Annotated in this window: 15 protein-coding genes; 3 read left to right on the top strand and 12 right to left on the bottom strand. The window is 42.8% G+C overall.

The genetic code is table 11. From position 1 onward, the window contains the following. Nucleotides 1-51: 51 nt before the first annotated feature. The 7 genes from rodA to ilvC all read right to left on the bottom strand — a co-directional run bounded on the left by rodA (nucleotide 52) and on the right by ilvC (nucleotide 8484). Nucleotides 52-1191 carry a rod shape-determining protein RodA gene (rodA, locus tag ACOQOA_RS13980; protein WP_420549233.1) on the bottom strand — a complete coding sequence of 380 codons (1140 nt, stop codon included), beginning with the start codon at nucleotides 1189-1191 and terminating at the stop codon, nucleotides 52-54. A gap of 10 nt (nucleotides 1192-1201) precedes the next feature. After that, on the bottom strand, nucleotides 1202-3094 hold the full coding sequence (mrdA, locus tag ACOQOA_RS13975) for a penicillin-binding protein 2 (protein ID WP_420549232.1): 1893 nt from the start codon (nucleotides 3092-3094) through the stop codon (nucleotides 1202-1204). Between the two features lie 10 nt (nucleotides 3095-3104). Beyond that, complete coding sequence (mreD, locus tag ACOQOA_RS13970) at nucleotides 3105-3632, bottom strand: rod shape-determining protein MreD (protein WP_420549231.1); 528 nt, start codon at nucleotides 3630-3632, stop codon at nucleotides 3105-3107. Between the two features lie 106 nt (nucleotides 3633-3738). Beyond that, nucleotides 3739-4587, bottom strand: coding sequence for a rod shape-determining protein MreC (gene mreC, locus ACOQOA_RS13965; RefSeq protein WP_420549230.1), 849 nt, complete (start codon nucleotides 4585-4587; stop codon nucleotides 3739-3741). 148 nt (nucleotides 4588-4735) lie between these two features. Further along, nucleotides 4736-5776 (bottom strand): rod shape-determining protein, encoded by a 1041-nt coding sequence (locus ACOQOA_RS13960; RefSeq protein ID WP_155152964.1) that lies wholly within the window; start codon nucleotides 5774-5776, stop codon nucleotides 4736-4738. Between the two features lie 410 nt (nucleotides 5777-6186). Further along, complete coding sequence (locus tag ACOQOA_RS13955; RefSeq protein WP_420549229.1) at nucleotides 6187-7293, bottom strand: substrate-binding domain-containing protein; 1107 nt, start codon at nucleotides 7291-7293, stop codon at nucleotides 6187-6189. A 171-nt stretch (nucleotides 7294-7464) separates the two neighbouring features. Next, the gene (gene ilvC / locus ACOQOA_RS13950; protein WP_420549228.1) at nucleotides 7465-8484 is read right to left on the bottom strand and encodes a ketol-acid reductoisomerase; all 1020 of its coding nucleotides are present in this window, start codon (nucleotides 8482-8484) and stop codon (nucleotides 7465-7467) included. Nucleotides 8485-8729: 245 nt separating this feature from the next. Between ilvC and ACOQOA_RS13945 the strand changes: the two genes are divergently transcribed. Continuing rightward, a complete protein-coding gene (locus tag ACOQOA_RS13945) occupies nucleotides 8730-9263 on the top strand; it encodes a hypothetical protein (protein ID WP_420549227.1) in 534 nt (177 codons plus the stop codon). Between the two features lie 124 nt (nucleotides 9264-9387). Continuing rightward, on the top strand, nucleotides 9388-9735 hold the full coding sequence (locus ACOQOA_RS13940; protein ID WP_420549226.1) for a PilZ domain-containing protein: 348 nt from the start codon (nucleotides 9388-9390) through the stop codon (nucleotides 9733-9735). 48 nt (nucleotides 9736-9783) lie between these two features. Here ACOQOA_RS13940 and amt read toward each other — a convergent pair whose 3' ends face one another. Beyond that, on the bottom strand, nucleotides 9784-12243 hold the full coding sequence (gene amt / locus ACOQOA_RS13935) for an ammonium transporter (protein WP_420549225.1): 2460 nt from the start codon (nucleotides 12241-12243) through the stop codon (nucleotides 9784-9786). 242 nt (nucleotides 12244-12485) lie between these two features. On the opposite strand from amt, the gene ACOQOA_RS13930 reads away from it, so the two are divergent. Then, complete coding sequence (locus tag ACOQOA_RS13930) at nucleotides 12486-12830, top strand: hypothetical protein (protein ID WP_420549224.1); 345 nt, start codon at nucleotides 12486-12488, stop codon at nucleotides 12828-12830. A gap of 64 nt (nucleotides 12831-12894) precedes the next feature. Here ACOQOA_RS13930 and ilvN read toward each other — a convergent pair whose 3' ends face one another. The 4 genes from ilvN to ACOQOA_RS13910 form a co-directional block, all read right to left on the bottom strand. Next, nucleotides 12895-13410: an acetolactate synthase small subunit gene (ilvN, locus tag ACOQOA_RS13925; RefSeq protein ID WP_155154914.1), complete on the bottom strand. Its 516-nt coding sequence runs from the start codon at nucleotides 13408-13410 to the stop codon at nucleotides 12895-12897. 117 nt (nucleotides 13411-13527) lie between these two features. Further along, complete coding sequence (locus ACOQOA_RS13920; protein ID WP_420549223.1) at nucleotides 13528-15288, bottom strand: acetolactate synthase 3 large subunit; 1761 nt, start codon at nucleotides 15286-15288, stop codon at nucleotides 13528-13530. A gap of 209 nt (nucleotides 15289-15497) precedes the next feature. Then, complete coding sequence (gene miaA / locus ACOQOA_RS13915) at nucleotides 15498-16439, bottom strand: tRNA (adenosine(37)-N6)-dimethylallyltransferase MiaA (RefSeq protein WP_420549222.1); 942 nt, start codon at nucleotides 16437-16439, stop codon at nucleotides 15498-15500. Nucleotides 16440-16468: 29 nt separating this feature from the next. Next, nucleotides 16469-16936 (bottom strand): YtoQ family protein, encoded by a 468-nt coding sequence (locus ACOQOA_RS13910; protein ID WP_420549221.1) that lies wholly within the window; start codon nucleotides 16934-16936, stop codon nucleotides 16469-16471. Nucleotides 16937-17098 lie beyond the last annotated feature (162 nt).

Genomic DNA, 17098 nt, shown 5'->3' with positions numbered 1-17098 from the left:
ACTCACTCAATCCGGCTTTTTATTTCTTAGTCTTTTATCTTAATACAACAATTACATTTCGCGCCAGTTTCTTGGAATACGCATGTCACGATGCACGTAACAGTTCATCAGCAATCCGAAGCCGATCATCACGGTTAACATCGCTGTACCACCATATGAAACCATCGGAAGAGGTACACCAACCACAGGAATAACGCCCATAACCATCGCGATATTAATAAAAGCGTAAAGCGAGAAGGTTGTCGTTACCCCTAATGCCGTCAAACGGCCAAAGTGATTGCGACAACGCACAGCAATGAAGGTTCCATAGATCATCAATAGCGCATAAAGCCCCATCAATCCTAAACCACCAACAAGTCCGATTTCCTCTGCCAACATGGTGAATATAAAATCGGTTTGCTTTTCGGGAAGGAATTTCAACTGGCTTTGAGACCCTTGCATAAACCCTTTGCCAAACATGCCGCCTGCCCCCATAGCGATTTTAGATTGCATAATATGATAACCTGCCCCTAAAGGATCTCGCTCTGGATCAAGAAAGGTCAATACCCGGTTTTGCTGATAAGGGTGAAGATAGTTCCAAGCGACAGGTAAAGATGCCAACACACCGACAATCACCAATGCAAATTTCCAAATCCGTACACCTGCCAGAAAGAAGATCACGCCACTACCAGCTACTAACATTAAAGATGTACCAAGGTCAGGTTGTTTTAAGATCAGACCAATCGGCAAAAACACCAACAACAAGGGGATAATCAAGGTACGGATACGTCCAATATCCTCTATGGGGATACCATGGAAATATCGCGCCAAAGCCAATACCAACGCAATTTTCATAATTTCTGAGGGTTGAAGCACGATAACCTTTAAGTCAATCCAGCGTTGGGCGCCCATCCCGACCTGACCAAAAACTTCCACTGCGACTAAGAGTAAAAAACCGATACCGTATAAAATATAGGAAAGCCGCATCCAGAATTTGATATCAACAACAGCAATGACGACCATTAAGAAGAACCCCATGCCAAAACGTAGCGCTTGACGTGAGGCCCATGGATCCCAACTTCCTTCAGCTGCAGAATAAAGCATGGCAAAACCAACGCTTGCCACCAAAGAAATAATAAGTATCAATCCCCAATTTAGTTGCCAGAATTTCTGGGTAAGGGTGAGTTCTTTTTTGCCGATTTCGCTCGCCATTATCTCTTCCCTAAATCTCTTTGGTCTTAGTATTTGCCTGAGCTTCTTGTGCTTCAGCTTCAGACTCAGCCATTAACTCTTGAGCTTTCAACAATACATCCCGTGCAATTGGGGCTGCAGCTTTAGACCCTCCGCCACCATGTTCAACGATGACACTTACAACAAAGCGTGGGTTATCTACAGGCGCATACCCAACAAACAAAGCATGATCACGAAGACGCCATTCAATATCTTCGCCTTTTCTGATACCAGCTTCACGTTCTGCTTCACTAATACGGCGTACCTGACTGGTACCTGTTTTACCGCCCATCTCGCGGCCGGCTATTGTGATCTTTGAACCACGCGCGGTTCCTTCGGGATGATTCACAACTTCATCCATTGAATCACGAACGATCTTCAAATGTGCTTCAGGGATATCCAGACTTTCAAAACTAACGTCATCTTCAATACCCATCAAATTTGCATCATCAAACATTTGATGGGTCAAACGCGGAGCAACAGCTTTACCGCCATTTACGACACGCGCTGTCATGACAGCCAACTGCATAGGTGTTGCCAATACATATCCTTGCCCGATGCCTGCGATAAGCGTCTCTCCTAAATGCCAGCTTTGTTTTAAAGCGCGTTTTTTCCACGCCTTTGTTGGGATTAGACCTTTACGTTCTCCGTCTAACCCAAGCCCACTTCGTTCACCGAGGCCCAGTTTGAATGCCATTTCTGCTATCTTATCTACACCTATTTTACGTGCAACATCATAAAACCAAACATCACAAGATCCACGCATAGCGTCCGTTAAATTAACGAGACCATGCCCATGTTTTTTCCAGCAATGAAAACGACGATCCCCAACGTCCATATGCCCAGGACAAAAAACCTTATAATCCGGTGAGATGCCATGCTTTAAAGCTGCCAACGCCACAACAATTTTAAATGTAGATCCTGGCGCATATTGACCCGCAATTGCCTTATTAGTAAGTGGCTTATATGGATTATTAATCAGGTCATTCCATTCATCCGTTTTTAACCCTTCGCTAAAGGCATTCGGATCAAAAGAAGGCGTGGAAACTAAAGATAAGACATCCCCATTATGGGCATCCATGACCACAACAGCTGCTGCTTTTTCATTCTCTACGCGTTGCCCAACATAATCTTGCAAGCGCATTAGAAGAGTTAATTTCAACTCATGGCCTGGTAAACCTTCGACACGTTCAAGTTCTTTAATCACACGGCCAAGCGCATTCACTTCTACTTTACTATTACCACCTGTTCCTCGTAAGGCAAGATCTTGGACTTTCTCAATACCTCGCTTACCAATTTTGAACCCGGGTAATTCAAGTAGCGGATCACCGGTTAATTCTTTTTCAGTAACAGCGCCCACATATCCCAACACATGTGCCATGGTTTCCGCATAAGGATAATGGCGTGTCTGACCAACTTCCACATGAACGCCTGGTAAATCAGGGGTATTTACCACAAGACGACTAACATCTTCCCATGATAAATTTTGACGTACGGTTACCGGAACAAAAGCACGACGACGTGAAATCTCTTTTAAGATTCTTCTAATCTCATGATCTTCCAAATCGATAAGCTGGATAAGTTTGCTTAAAACATCATTTACAGTGGATTCATTATTCGCCTGCTCGGGCACTAAAATAATTTGATAGTTCTTAATATTAATAGCTAGATAATCGCCGCTTCTATCCACGATAAAGCCACGTAATGGTGGAAGAAGTCGGAAATTCACCCGGTTATCTTCCGCCATCAGTTTATACCGCTCAGACTCAACCACCTGCAGATAATACATTCGACCTGCCAACCCGGACAATAATGCGAGCTTCCCGCCGATCAAGAAAGCAGCACGTCGATTGAATAATTTAGCACGATCTTTTTCCGGCTTCATATACGCATCCTTACTGACCTCTTGGTGGAATAAGTTTATGAACGAGCACCATCACTACAAATGCAATTGGAAACCACGCCAAAGACATCAAATAGCGAAAGATAAAAGACATCGGACTGACATAATCTTTAACGAGAATACAAAACACGACCCAAAAAAGAAAAGCTGCTAAAACCGCAACAACCATAAATCCCCACCAAACGATACCAAATGTTTTCCCATGAAAGAAACGACGCTGGGTTCCAACAAGAAATGCAATAATTAAGTATACGAATGAAGAAATACCAATAGGCGAGCCATATAATAAGTCCTGAAATAATCCGATAATAAACACCAAAAACATTGGCATTAGATCTGGTCGATAAATTGTCCAGTAATATACACATGCCAGAACCAACATCGGCTTGATCACTTCGCTATCAGGAAGGTGCAGCGGAATAACGCCAAGAATAACCGCGATTACAGTTACCAATAAAGGCAAACTGGAACGGGCAAAATGATCAATGCGTGACCAAATAGTTTGTTCTTGTGAAATCATCGAAGGTCAAAATCCGGATAACTAGCCAAACTTTATTATAGGTGAGTCTGAGTGGAAAAAATAGAGATAGATTTGGATAAATAAATGAACAATTCGGACAGAAGGTTCACTCTGTATCAGGCAAAATACCATTCAATCCAAAATCCATTAATCGAAGATACTCAGCATTTTCCGGATCAACATAAAGATCAACCAACACGCCGCCTTCGGTAACAGAAGAAACAGTACCAACAGGAATCCCCGGCGCAAATGCCCCTCCGTGGCCAGAAGTAATTACACGTTGTCCTACCTCAAAACCGGAATCCGCAGAGGTATAAATTAAACGCGGGCTCTTATCATTTTCACCTGCAAGAACCGCACGCACCCGTGTTTCTTCAATACGTACCGGAATACGGCTATTGATATCATTTACAAGTAAAATACGGCTGGAATTTCGTCCTGTTGCATAAACACGTCCAACCAAACCTTTGTTATTAACCGCAGCTTGGCCTTTACGGACACCATCGTCAAGACCCACATTAAGCATCAGAGTATGATAGAAATCGTTACCACTCCCGATCACACGTCCTGTAATAAAACGAGAAATATCATCTCTCTTAAAGGAAAGCAGATTCTGCAATTCCTTATTTTCATGTTGTAATTGTTTTGCCAGGGTTAACCATTGCAACAAACGTTGGTTTTCAGCCTTTAGACGTACATTTTCTTCACGAAGAGCAATCAAATCATGTACATCCTGCACCCAACGATCAATCGTCGCAGTAGGACGAGAAATCAGATCCAAAACAGGTGCCGAAAAGTCAGTAACAATATCACGTGCGTTTTCAAAAAATTTAGGTTCTGCACGCCCAAGAACCATCACTGCAATAGCTCCCATTAAAAGAAGTAAAAAAGCAAACCGATGCATTAAAGCACGGATTTCAGCAATTCTTGGAACTGATCCTTGTTTTGCTCTCACTAACACTTCCTTTACGCGTTACTTACCTTTAATGAACTTCCTATGAATCCTGATTTAGGATTCCAGAAACCCGATTCCTGAAAAATCGGGCTTCTTACAAACCTATAGTAGTATATATTTATTAAAAAATCCTAAAGATTTTTTATTGTTAATACATACTAATCAAAACGTTACGTAATGTACGCATCTCTTCCAGACAACGACCCGTACCTAAAGCAACACAACTTAATGCATCATCTGCAATAGAAACCGGTAATCCAGTAGCATTGCGCAATACAGAATCCAGATTACGCAAGTTACCACCACCGCCTGTTAGCACGATACCCTTATCCACAATATCAGCAGCTAATTCTGGTGGCGTCTGCTCCAAAGCGACTTTACACGCTTCCACAATAGCACCAACAGGCTCAGCCAAGCTCTCAGCGATTTGACGTTCAGAAATGTGTAGCTCTTTAGGTACCCCATTCATCAAATCGCGACCTTTTATTTCCATGCTTTCTCCATCCCCGTCTTCCGGAGGACAAGCAGAACCGATCAACTTCTTAATACGCTCAGCCGAACTTTCACCAACAAGCAGATTATGATTACGACGGATATAAGCAATAATGGCCTCATCCATTTTATCCCCACCTACACGTACAGAGCGGGAATAGACGATACCACCCAAAGACAAGACAGCGACCTCAGTTGTACCACCACCAATGTCAACGACCATAGAACCAGTCGGTTCCGTCACTGGCAAACCTGCACCAATCGCAGCAGCCATTGGTTCTTCAACAAGTAATACATCACGCGCGCCCGCAGATTCAGCTGACTCCTGAATGGCACGACGTTCAACCGCAGTAGAACCAGAAGGTACACATACGATAATTCGAGGTGCCGCAAAACTACGACGATTATGCACTTTACGAATGAAATGCTTGATCATTTCTTCGGCGACATCGAAATCGGCAATCACACCGTCACGTAATGGACGAATAGCCTGAATATTGCCAGGTGTACGACCCAACATCAATTTCGCTTCATCGCCAACAGCCAAAACTTGTCTTTTGCCTTTTACTTCTGCAATAGCAACAACAGAAGGTTCATTCAAAACGATCCCACGGCCCTTCACATAAACCAGCGTATTCGCCGTACCCAAATCGATCGCCATATCGGCAGATAAAAACCCAAGAAGTCGTGAAAACATGACTGACGGCAGCCTCCAAAATCCCTAATAAATTGATGTGTTCTCTAAAATCACATCGAAAGTAAAACTATCCTATAGCTACAAGGGAATTACGGCAAAAGAACGGCAAAAAAACTTTAAAATCAAAAAGTTTTCACACCTCAAAACCTAAACCCCAACTCTGTTCGTATCATGTAATATTTCAAACTACTTGCGAAGCTTTAAACTACACTTGCGAATACTTTACTATATTTCATTTAAAACCGCAAATAGGTAATAAAAATACAGGAAAATAGTCACAGATACGATCAGACATAGCTTCAATTTAGGGTTTACGAGGTTTTACACGGAACTGCAACGTTTTATTCTGCCATAGACACGCATTCTGATAATCGCCGAAAATATTCCTAACTATAAAATGGAGAGATTGGTTATTTTGCAATTTTGTCCGAATAGCGAAATGCAAAGTTACGCATATCGTGAATCTGTTCGGCCGAAACAGCCTCATCCAAAAGTCTAATCTCACCAGAATATACGAGAGGGACTTCCTCTTCACGCCCCTCAATCAGCAGTTTTACAGCTTCTGCCATCGCCACACCGTTATCATCGTTCATACGCATCACGGTGAAATCAATTTCACCATCTGCCATTGCCTGAATTTCCGAACTGCCACCGCCCCATCCGTTTACAATGACTTTTCCAAGCATATTTAATTCTTTCAGCGCATCAGTTATGCCATGTGCGATATCTGTTGAAGCCGCATAAATAAAATCGAGGTCTGGATGTTCCGAAAGCAGCTCCATTGCAGCAATGGAGGATTTCTCCCGATCAAAGTTCGTATATTTACCGCCGACAAATTCCATTTTTTCATGCTCTGACATAAAAGATATAAAACCATCGCCACGCAACTTACTAACATACCCACGTGATCCATATAATACTGCATATTTCGCACCACCTGGAAAACGTTCCAAATATTTATCCGCTAAAATCCTTGTCCCTTTTAAGTGATCAAATCCCACATACATATATGGTTGTTGTTCCTTAAAATCTTTAAGCGGCGTTGTAATATTTTGCAAAACAACCTTAGTTTTACCTCGTATCAAAATACGATTAATGATGTCTTTATGACGCTTTGCATCTAGCGTAAAGACTAAAACATCCGGCTCGTCTGCAATGCTACCAGCCAACAAATCTGCTTGCAAAGCAAGCTCCGTCCCTGCCTTGGTAAAATAGGATTCAAGCCGATAACTAACGCCAAGCTCTAGCATACGTGCCTCAAAGGAACGAACACTTCGGCGCCAATAATCAGAAACTTGCACCCCCGGATAAACCATCAGAATTTTAACGCGTTCTTGCTGCTCAACAAGAAGAGCTTCCGCGTCGTTGCATACAACTTGATTAAATGCATCTCCAAGTTCAGTTTGCTTTGGATATAATGTTTCATATTCACTTAGGGTCCAATACTCATCGAGAGTTTGAGCATAAGAAACTTGCCCCAATAAACTGAAGCAAAAGAGCAAAATCGTTGCACGCATAGGCCTTCCCTCAAGGTCTTATTTTATTATTTCTATCGTAGTGCCGTATTATAGTAACGCATAGTAATACAGGTATATTCAATAGACTAGGCAAATAATCATTAAATAAAAAATAATAAAAAACCCCGCAGAAATCTGCGGGGTTTTAGAACTTGTCAGCAAACAAATAAATTAGTTTACAGCCTTGTCCACTTTTTTGTTTTCGCTGATCCAAGGCATCATCGCACGTAGACGGTCACCAACTTCTTCAATTGGATGCGCGTCATTCAAACGACGTGTCGCTTTAAAGGATGCTTGGTTAACTTTGTTTTCCAACATGAAGTCACGTGTGAATTTACCTGTTTGGATGTCTTCCAGGACACGCTTCATCTCTGCTTTTGTTTCAGCTGTGATGATACGTGGACCAGTTACATATTCACCATATTCCGCTGTGTTGGAGATGGAGTAGTTCATGTTTGCAATACCACCTTCGTAGATCAAGTCTACGATAAGTTTTGTTTCGTGCAAGCATTCGAAATAAGCCATTTCTGGTGCATAACCAGCTTCAACCAATGTTTCGTAACCAGCTCGGATCAACTCAACCAAACCACCACAAAGAACTACTTGTTCACCAAACAAGTCAGTTTCACATTCTTCTTTGAATGTTGTTTCGATGATACCAGCGCGGCCGCCACCATTTGCAGAAGCATAGGACAACGCCAAGTCCATTGCATTACCTGTTTTGTCTTGTGCGATCGCAACCAATGTTGGAACACCACCACCTTTTAGGTATTCAGAACGCACTGTGTGGCCTGGGCCTTTAGGTGCAACCATGAATACATCCAAATCAGCACGTGGCTCAATCAAGTTGAAGTGAACGTTCAAGCCATGAGCAAACATCAGAGCAGCGCCTTCTTTCATGTTCGCATGCAGATCGTTTGCATAGATGTCGCCTTGAAGTTCATCAGGTGTCAACATCATTACAACGTCTGCCCATGCAGCACCTTCAGCAGCAGTCATGCATGTGAAGCCAGAAGCTTCTGCCTTTGCACGAGTAGAAGAATCTGCACGCAAACCAATACGTACATTTTCAACACCACTGTCACGCAAGTTCATTGCATGTGCATGGCCTTGGCTACCATAGCCTACGATCAAAACGTTTTTGCCTTTGATCAAGTTAACGTCTGCGTCACGGTCATAATATACGCGCATGATCCGACTTCCCTTTATAAAGTTAAGAAACACGCCTCTTTTGAATAAGAAGAAGCTTTAAATTAGTAAAACCGCGCTTGTTCTATATCCGACGCGCGATAGATGCAACCAAGATTCCTAAAAAATATAGAAAAATGCCTTTTCCATGCAGGACAAAGCAATTTTATCGATTTTTTTTCATAAAATTAGAAATAAAATTTCTTTTCAAATGATAAATAACACGTCATTTTAACAATATGACTGAAATGCCAGAGCACATAAAGATTCTTACATTCTTTGTAAATAGAGGTTACGAGGCCGCACTAAAAGCGGATCTCGGACAAGAAACGACAATTTGCAAAGATCGTCTACGTAAAGAGTTTGAGAATAATGAAGAGGCCTTTAATTGGGCAATGCGCCTTTACATCGCAGAAAATACATATAAAGCAGAACAAGCTCTTCACACAGATGGTATTTCACCGACAGACTGCCTTTTAACCGCTTTTATGCAATGGGCTGGACGTGACGCCTATCATTTACATCAGGCGACCTATGGTCGAGACATCATAGAACGTGGGTTAAGATTAACGAATAAAAACAACGAACGCCATGTATCGCATTATGAAGATTCTATTAGCGAATTTTTATTTCATCAGAATTTATGCTCATCAAAAAAAGAAGCGGAGGATATAACTTTTCTTCTGATGATGTCCTCTAAGGGTTTGCTTTTAAAGTGCGAAGATCGTGAAGATTATCGCCAAAGTATGTATCGAATTATTCATGCCGCACTGAATGGTTGAAAGCCTTTTTAAAATACATCTAAACTCTATGTCGAATTTTATTTACGCCGAAACGAACATCGGCTAACAACTGATTCCATAAGAAATTTCATATAATTGTAACACAGGCGAAAACTTCTCAATCATGTTGTTTTTAAATAACTTGTTTAAGAGTGAGAAACGCTATGACGTGCGCATCTATTTAGACGGCACGAAAGTTTTTCTCAACAAGAAGCAATATTACCTTATGGATTTATCCCATACGGGTTTTGCTATCGAAGGCAAGTTGCGCCCGGAAGTTGCCGATCAAGTTATGAATGTGGATTTTACCTTTTTTCTTGCGAATAGAGAGATGATGGTTTCTTGTCGTGCAAAATTAATCTGGCATAGACAAGACAAAGCGGGTTTCGAATTCTTTGAATTAACGCATCGTGAAACCAAAGACTTGGCCTATTTCATCAAATCCCATCAATATCAGGTGGCGGCAGAATAAAAAGGGGAGCAGTACCGCCCCCCTAAATTTAATAATACATCAACATTATTATGCAGCGCGCTTAACTGCCATATCTGGATCTTGCACCATTGCCTTCACTATTGAATTTAATTTCCTAGCGACAGATTTCACTAAATCTGCTGACTTTGATACAGCAGACGCGGTCTCTTGGGCTTCAGTGACAGATGTTTCAGCACGCCGAATTTCATCGCGCATCTCTGCGGCCCCTTCAGCAGCAGCAGAAGCTTGTCCTTCTGCTTGACGAATGGCTTCAACTGTTTGTCCAACTGCCTGGGCAACCATAGTCGTATTTGTCATGGCTTGTTGCATCTGAAGGGCAATTTCTTCAGATGCTTTCATCTGATTGGAAACAGCCATATTTATATCTTCCATCGACCGTCCCATTTTACCTGTGATTGTTGCAGTTTGTTCAATTACATTCACAGTATTTTCAGATTCCTCTTTAACCTTGCTGATCTTGACATGGATTTCCTCAACAGCCCTTGCAGTTTGATTGGCGAGCCCTTTCACCTCGCTGGCAACTACCGCAAAACCCTTCCCAGCTTCACCAGCCCGTGCCGCTTCTATCGTTGCGTTCAATGCCAACAAATTAGTCTGTTCTGCGACCTCTTCAATGAAGGTAAGAACATCTGTGATCTCTGCAACTGCCCCTGAAAGCTGGCCAACATTGTTGGAAGCCATATTGGACTTCTGCAAGGCTTCGTCTACAATTGAACGGGCCTCAGTGGCATTGCGTTCAATGTCGCTAATAGCATCTCGAATTTGATTTGCGCCCTCTGTTGCGACTTGCACAGTTTCTTCCATCGAAGATGTACTGTTAGTAATCTGATCGGTTGTTTCCCGGACATCTGACAAGTGATTTGCAACAGATTGTACATTCTCACTTACTCCAGTACTTTTTTGATAAACATGCCCACTAATATTTGCTGCTTCTGCGGTTTTCACTTCAAGGTTACTCGCCATTCCTTGCAATTCGCCCGATGCCTTATCCAATTGATCCGCATTATAAGCTGTTTGTTTAATCGCAGACCCAATGTTATCCATCACTCGATTGAAGGCATATCCTAAATCACCCGCCTCATCAGAAGAATTTTCATCAAGACGTGCATCAATATCTGCATTACCATGACTAAACGCCATCATATGCTTCAATATTTCACCTGTGCCCAAAGTTGCGCCATGCTCTGCTTCATTCAAGCCACGCAGTTCATGATCACGAGAAACGCGAATACCACCGCTTAACTTGTCGATTGTTTTAAATGCAAGCCAACCTAGACCAAACGCCCAAACAAATGCGATTACAACGCCTTCAACCTGAACCAATAGCTGTTCCAGACGACTATCCGCAAGCAATGTATCAGCCGGCGCAACCAAGGCAATCATGATAGTTCCCCAGGCCCCCGCAACACCATGAACTGATACCGCACCAACAGCGTCATCCAGTTTGAGCTTACGCTCCATAAATTCTTGACTTGCCAAAGCAATAAGACCACCCGTTACACCAATGAATATAGCACCCCAGATTTCTGCGTTATCACAACCAGCTGTAATGGCGACTAAGCCGCCCAACACGCCATTGATAGAACGATCCGGACGAAATACACCATCCATCACCCGAGCTGCTAACATCACAGCCCCGCCACCCATGGCACCTGCAATAATTGTATTGGAAATAATATGAGCAAATGCGGGATTTCCAGTTGTTGTGGAGCCACCATTAAATCCGATCCATCCGATCCAAAGAATAATTGCCCCCATGGTAGCTAACACAGGACTATGACCATGAATATGGACCGGTTTACCATTTTCATCAAAGCGACCGATACGCGCGCCCATCACAATCACCCCTGCCAAGGCAATCCACCCCCCGATAGAATGCACAACAGTCGACCCGGCAAAGTCAATAAAACCCTGATCAGCTAAAAAAGCTGCATTGTCTCCGTTTAACAAATTGCCCCAAGCCATATGACCAAATACGGGATAAATTAGTGCTGAAATCACCAATGTCATAAACAGGTAACCATTAAATTTCATACGTTCCGCCACAGCACCAGACACAATTGTAGCGGCAGTACCTACAAAGACCACTTGAAAGAAGAAAAAGGTGAATACCCAGTCATCCACTTTGTTAAACGCGAATAACTCCCCATCAATCCCAAAGAAGCCACCAACAGAGTCACCAAACATAATCATGTAGCCGACGCCGCCAAAAACGATGATTGCAACAACCATATCTGCAATGTTTTTTTGCGCGACATTGATTGAGTTTTTGGAACGAACCAAGCCTGCTTCCAACAACAAGAAACCACCTTGCATAAAGAACACTAAACAAGCTGCAATTGTCGTCCAAACATGATCCAAATGCCCCTGTAGAACCTCTAATTCAGCCAGCCGCGCCTCAATCATAGCAAGGTCTGCAGCTTGTACAGCAGATGTACAAGCCATCATGGCCATCATTGAGATAGCCCCTAATTTAATTTTTTGCATAAAAACCCCTTAAGCAAAAAAGAACATAACTATCCAACCTGACGATCAAATCGTCAGAACCCATAACTTATAATTATTTTTCTTTTTAGCTTTCCCGCTGTGGCACAAATATTATCTACAAGTATCTTATGCGCAATCTCTTTCTCGTAATTTTTTCCATTTACCTGAGTCATAACTTACGTTAATTAGGAAATAACGATTTAATCTTCTTACGCTTGTAAAATAATTAGAAAACCAAACATATGATTCTGAACAAAATCCTAACTTCTGATAAACGTAGAGATGAAAGAATCCATCTTGAAGATATCGAAGTTTCCCTAAACGAATGCATCTATAAGCTAACGGACTTGTCACATTCTGGTTTCGCGATTGAAGATATAAACATACCAAATGCAGCGAATGAAATTATCAATATCGAGTTCAACTTCACCTTGTCTAATCGTGAAATGAAAGTGACTTGCAGAGCCGAGCAGATCTGGCAGAAAAAGAATCACGCTGGTTTCAAGTTTTACAATCCGACCCGCAAAGAAATTCTTGATATCGACTATTTCATCAAGTCTTATCAACACCAGATCAAATCAAGATAGAATTTCATAACAAAAAAGCCGCTCAAATCTGAGCGGCTCTCTTAATTCAGATATTGGTGAAACCTTACAGTTCGATCACCTTGGACCCACGGCTGATGGAAACCACACCGGAGCGTGAAATTTCTACGTCGCCCAAAGCACGCATCAATTCAATAAAGCTATTTACCTTTTCAGTATCACCATCAATCAAAAAGACAAAGCTTTCCAATGTGGTATCCGCAACACGTGCGTTATAGATATCGGCAATACGCAAAGATTCACGGCGATTATGTTCAGATGCCTTCACCTTTACCAATGCCAATTCTTTTTCCACATGCGGGCCTTCAACGGTCAAATCATGCACTTCATGAATTGGAACCAAACGATCCAATTGAGCTTTAATTTGTTCAATCACCATTGCTGTGCCGCTGGTGGAAATATTGATACGAGAAATTGTCCCCTCTTCATTCACCGAAGATACGGTCAAGCTCTCAATATTATACCCACGACCAGAGAAAAGACCGATAACACGGGCAAGCACCCCCGGTTCGTTATCCACGATCACAGCAAATGTGTGACGGTGCTTTGCTTCGCGGGTCATTACAATATCATAGGCGGAACCCGGTTGGTTTTTACGTTTATCAACCATAGCCATTTTTCTAATTCCTTAATCTAACTTTTCTGTAACTGGATAAATCTGATCTATAAAGCCAAGGCCTTAGACCAGAATTTTACCCGCGTCGCCAATTGCTTCTTCACCTTCGGCCACAGGGCCCAACAACATATCGTTATGTGCTGCACCTGATGGGATCATCGGATAACAGTTTTCCTGATCACATACGCCAATCTCACAAAGAACCGGACCGTCATAGTCAATCATTTCCTGAATGGTTGCATCCAGATCTTTTGGATCATTGGTACGAATACCTTTCCAGCCAAAGGCCTCAGCCAAACCAACGAAATCCGGTAGAGCTTCCGAATAGGATTCAGAGTAACGGCTACCATGGAGTAATTCCTGCCACTGACGCACCATACCCATATAGCGGTTATTCAAGATAAATACTTTTACAGGCAGACGATATTGGGTCGCAGTGCCCATTTCTTGCATATTCATCAAGAAAGAAGCCTCACCAGAAATATCAACTACCAATCGCCCTGGATTCCCCATTTGCGTGCCCACAGCCGCAGGCAAGCCGTAACCCATAGTACCTAAACCACCAGAGGTCATCCAACGGTTTGGCTGTTGGAAATGGAAATGTTGAGCGGCCCACATTTGATGCTGACCTACCTCAGTTGTGATCAATGGATCCTTGTCTTTAGACAATTCGTAAAGACGTTCGATCGCATATTGTGGCTTAATCACATCATCAGACTGGTTGTAAGACAAACATTTCTTGGCACGCCAAGTATCGATCTGTTTCCACCACGCATCCAACGCAGATTCATCAACTTTCTTCTGCTTGGATTTCCAAACTTTGATCAAACTTTCAAGGGCATGACCTGCATCGCCAACGATTGGCAAATCAACCTGAACGTTTTTATTGATAGAGCTGCGATCAATATCGATATGAATCTTTGTGGAATTCGGTGAAAATGCGTCAACACGACCTGTGATACGGTCATCAAAACGCGCGCCGATACATAACATCACATCGCAATCATGCATGGTCCAGTTTGCTTCATAGGTTCCATGCATTCCCAACATACCAAGGAATTGCGGCTTATTCGCAGGAAACGCACCAAGTCCCATCAAAGTTAATGTGATCGGAATATTGGTCATTTCAGTGAATTCGGTAAGCAACTGAGAAGCCGCAGGTCCTGCATTAATAACACCGCCACCCGCATAGATGATTGGCTTTTTGGCATTCAAAAGCAAATCAACTGCTTCTTCGATATCTTCAATATCTGTCTTCACTTTTGGCTTATAGGTTTTGTGTTCAGCAGACACCTGACCGTTATATTCAGTTTCTGCAAACTGAACATCTTTCGGGATATCAATCACAACCGGACCCGGACGACCATGTGTGGCGATATAAAATGCCTCATGCAAGGTCGGGGCAAGTTTTTCAACACGCTTCACCAAATAGTTATGTTTTGTACAAGGGCGGGTAATCCCTGTTGTATCACATTCCTGAAACGCATCATTACCAATCAATTGTGTTGGTACCTGACCGGACAAGCAGATAATCGGAATAGAGTCCAACAACGCATCCGTTAAACCTGTAACAGCGTTTGTCGCACCAGGACCAGAAGTCACGAGGACGACACCAGGTTTCCCTGTAGAACGGGCGTAACCTTCTGCCGCATGAACAGCACCTTGTTCATGGCGTACCAATACGTGACGAATATTGTTCTGTTGGAACAGGGCGTCATAAATTGGCAGCACGGCACCACCTGGATATCCGAAGACGACTTCCACGCCTTGATCCTTCAAGGCTTGGATGACGATTTGGGCTCCACTCATGGCATTTGTGCTCATGTCCTTTTTTCAACCTCTTATTCTGTCCGTCTAAAATGAAATGTGACGGGAATTTTAATAAAAACACTCTCTAATTCGGACAAAAATACCCCTTGGGTTAAAACCCAATCTAGCCATCTTTAGTCGTAGGGGAGAGAGATAAACCCTCAGGCTTTACAATTTTGAAACCGAAATCTCGCAACTGCAAAATAGAGGCGCAGATTATGATCCTATTCGGGGTCGGTCAAGACCGTTTTTCGAATAAATGAAAAAATTTCAGGGTGTAATTTTTCCGAATATTGCGCATTTATAGATTTTTTTGAAATAATCTGATTTTTGATCCAAGTATTTTGTCTTTTCGCATAGCGGCGGGTGAACATACGAGTCTTTTCTGCAGCGTCTTCTATACTCATCTCACCGCGTGTATAGGCAATCAATTCCGGCACGCCCAACGCCCGCATACAAGGCAGTGTATCAGGAAGATTTCTTTTTTCCAATTCGGCAATCTCTTCCAACGCCCCTTCTTCCAACATCAAATCAAAACGTCGATTACATCGATCATATAAAACATCACGCGGCGGGATCAACGCCAATATATGGAAAGTCCATCCTTCAGGTGGTGTACATATAGGCGCTTGGGCTTGCCACCATAATAGGGATTTACCAGTGGATCGAATAACTTCCAAGGCGCGGGCCATACGTTGTGAATCTGTGGCATTTAACTGTGCTGCGATATCTGGATCGGCTTCCTTAAGTACTGCATGGAGAGCCGCGACATCTTGGGCTTGAAGGTCACGTACTTGATGTCGGATATCTTCATCCACAGGTGGCACCTGGTTCAGGCCATCTGTTAGCGCTTGGATATATAACCCCGTCCCACCACAGACAATAGGAAGTCGTCCTGCGGCCAGCGTTTCTTCGATCGCCTCAACCGCCATATCACGCCAACTTGCGGCGGAACAAGTTTCATCCGCATCTAAAACACCATAAAGCTTATGTGGTACCTCTGCCTCATCCGCCTCAGAGGGGCGGGCGGATAAAACTCGTAAATCCTTATATACCTGCATTGAGTCAGCATTAATCACATCGCCAGAAAACTCTTTGGCAATCGCCATCGCCAAAGAAGATTTACCGGATGCAGTTGGCCCGACAAGGATCAGAATATCCGCCATATAAATTTTAGCCTCTTACAATAGAATGCTTAACCGCGATCAAGTTCGCCCGTAATCACATATTTAAGGATTTTTACAACTTGTTCCGGGGTTTCTGCAACTGCATTTGCCGCACCATCAACCTCTTTTAGGGGATGATTAATGTCTGGACTGTGCAAAGTTACATACGGCTTGCCAAGGGCAGCTAGATACCCTGCATCAAATGCAGCATTCCATTGTTTGTACTTATCACCAAAACGTACAACACCCATATCGCAATTCTGGATCAAGTTGCGTGTACGAATGGCGTTCACACGGGTGCCCATTTGATCTTTCCAGAAATCATTTGGGGCTTCGCCTAAAATAGCCACCCCACAATCGTCACTGTCATCATGCACGGTTACAGGAGATACAAATTCAACAGGCAAACCTTCCTTTGCAGAACCATCAATCAAACGTTCACGCCAATCAGAATGGATTTCACCAGATAGATAAATAGACCAGATTTTTTGAGACATTATTCTTTCCCGACATAAGTTTGTTACTTCTTATCTTTAGCGGCAATCTAGTCCGTCTTTGCATATACTGCAATGACATAAGGATCATTTGTTGCCAGCTAAAGCCTTGAAAGATATGCTACCGCAAATCTTGGGCATCTGCCTTTTAATTCTATTATAAAG

The sequence above is a fragment of the Curvivirga sp. genome (assembly GCF_965219885.1).
Taxonomy (GTDB): domain Bacteria; phylum Pseudomonadota; class Alphaproteobacteria; order UBA8366; family Aestuariispiraceae; genus Curvivirga.
Note: the sequence above shows the minus strand (reverse complement) of the source record. Positions and strands in the feature narration are given on the sequence as shown.

What these genes read in the sequence shown, in the direction of transcription:
- amt (WP_420549225.1), bottom strand. Translation starts at nt 12,243, where the DNA reads ATGCAAAAAATTAAATTAGGGGCTATCTCAATGATGGCCATGATGGCT.
- rodA (WP_420549233.1), bottom strand. Translation starts at nt 1,191, where the DNA reads ATGGCGAGCGAAATCGGCAAAAAAGAACTCACCCTTACCCAGAAATTC.
- ACOQOA_RS13955 (WP_420549229.1), bottom strand. Translation starts at nt 7,293, where the DNA reads ATGCGTGCAACGATTTTGCTCTTTTGCTTCAGTTTATTGGGGCAAGTT.
- ilvC (WP_420549228.1), bottom strand. Translation starts at nt 8,484, where the DNA reads ATGCGCGTATATTATGACCGTGACGCAGACGTTAACTTGATCAAAGGC.
- miaA (WP_420549222.1), bottom strand. Translation starts at nt 16,439, where the DNA reads ATGGCGGATATTCTGATCCTTGTCGGGCCAACTGCATCCGGTAAATCT.
- ACOQOA_RS13910 (WP_420549221.1), bottom strand. Translation starts at nt 16,936, where the DNA reads ATGTCTCAAAAAATCTGGTCTATTTATCTATCTGGTGAAATCCATTCT.
- ilvN (WP_155154914.1), bottom strand. Translation starts at nt 13,410, where the DNA reads ATGACCCGCGAAGCAAAGCACCGTCACACATTTGCTGTGATCGTGGAT.
- ACOQOA_RS13930 (WP_420549224.1), top strand. Translation starts at nt 12,486, where the DNA reads ATGATTCTGAACAAAATCCTAACTTCTGATAAACGTAGAGATGAAAGA.
- ACOQOA_RS13960 (WP_155152964.1), bottom strand. Translation starts at nt 5,776, where the DNA reads ATGTTTTCACGACTTCTTGGGTTTTTATCTGCCGATATGGCGATCGAT.
- ACOQOA_RS13940 (WP_420549226.1), top strand. Translation starts at nt 9,388, where the DNA reads ATGTTGTTTTTAAATAACTTGTTTAAGAGTGAGAAACGCTATGACGTG.
- ACOQOA_RS13920 (WP_420549223.1), bottom strand. Translation starts at nt 15,288, where the DNA reads ATGAGCACAAATGCCATGAGTGGAGCCCAAATCGTCATCCAAGCCTTG.
- mreD (WP_420549231.1), bottom strand. Translation starts at nt 3,632, where the DNA reads ATGATTTCACAAGAACAAACTATTTGGTCACGCATTGATCATTTTGCC.
- ACOQOA_RS13945 (WP_420549227.1), top strand. Translation starts at nt 8,730, where the DNA reads ATGCCAGAGCACATAAAGATTCTTACATTCTTTGTAAATAGAGGTTAC.
- mrdA (WP_420549232.1), bottom strand. Translation starts at nt 3,094, where the DNA reads ATGAAGCCGGAAAAAGATCGTGCTAAATTATTCAATCGACGTGCTGCT.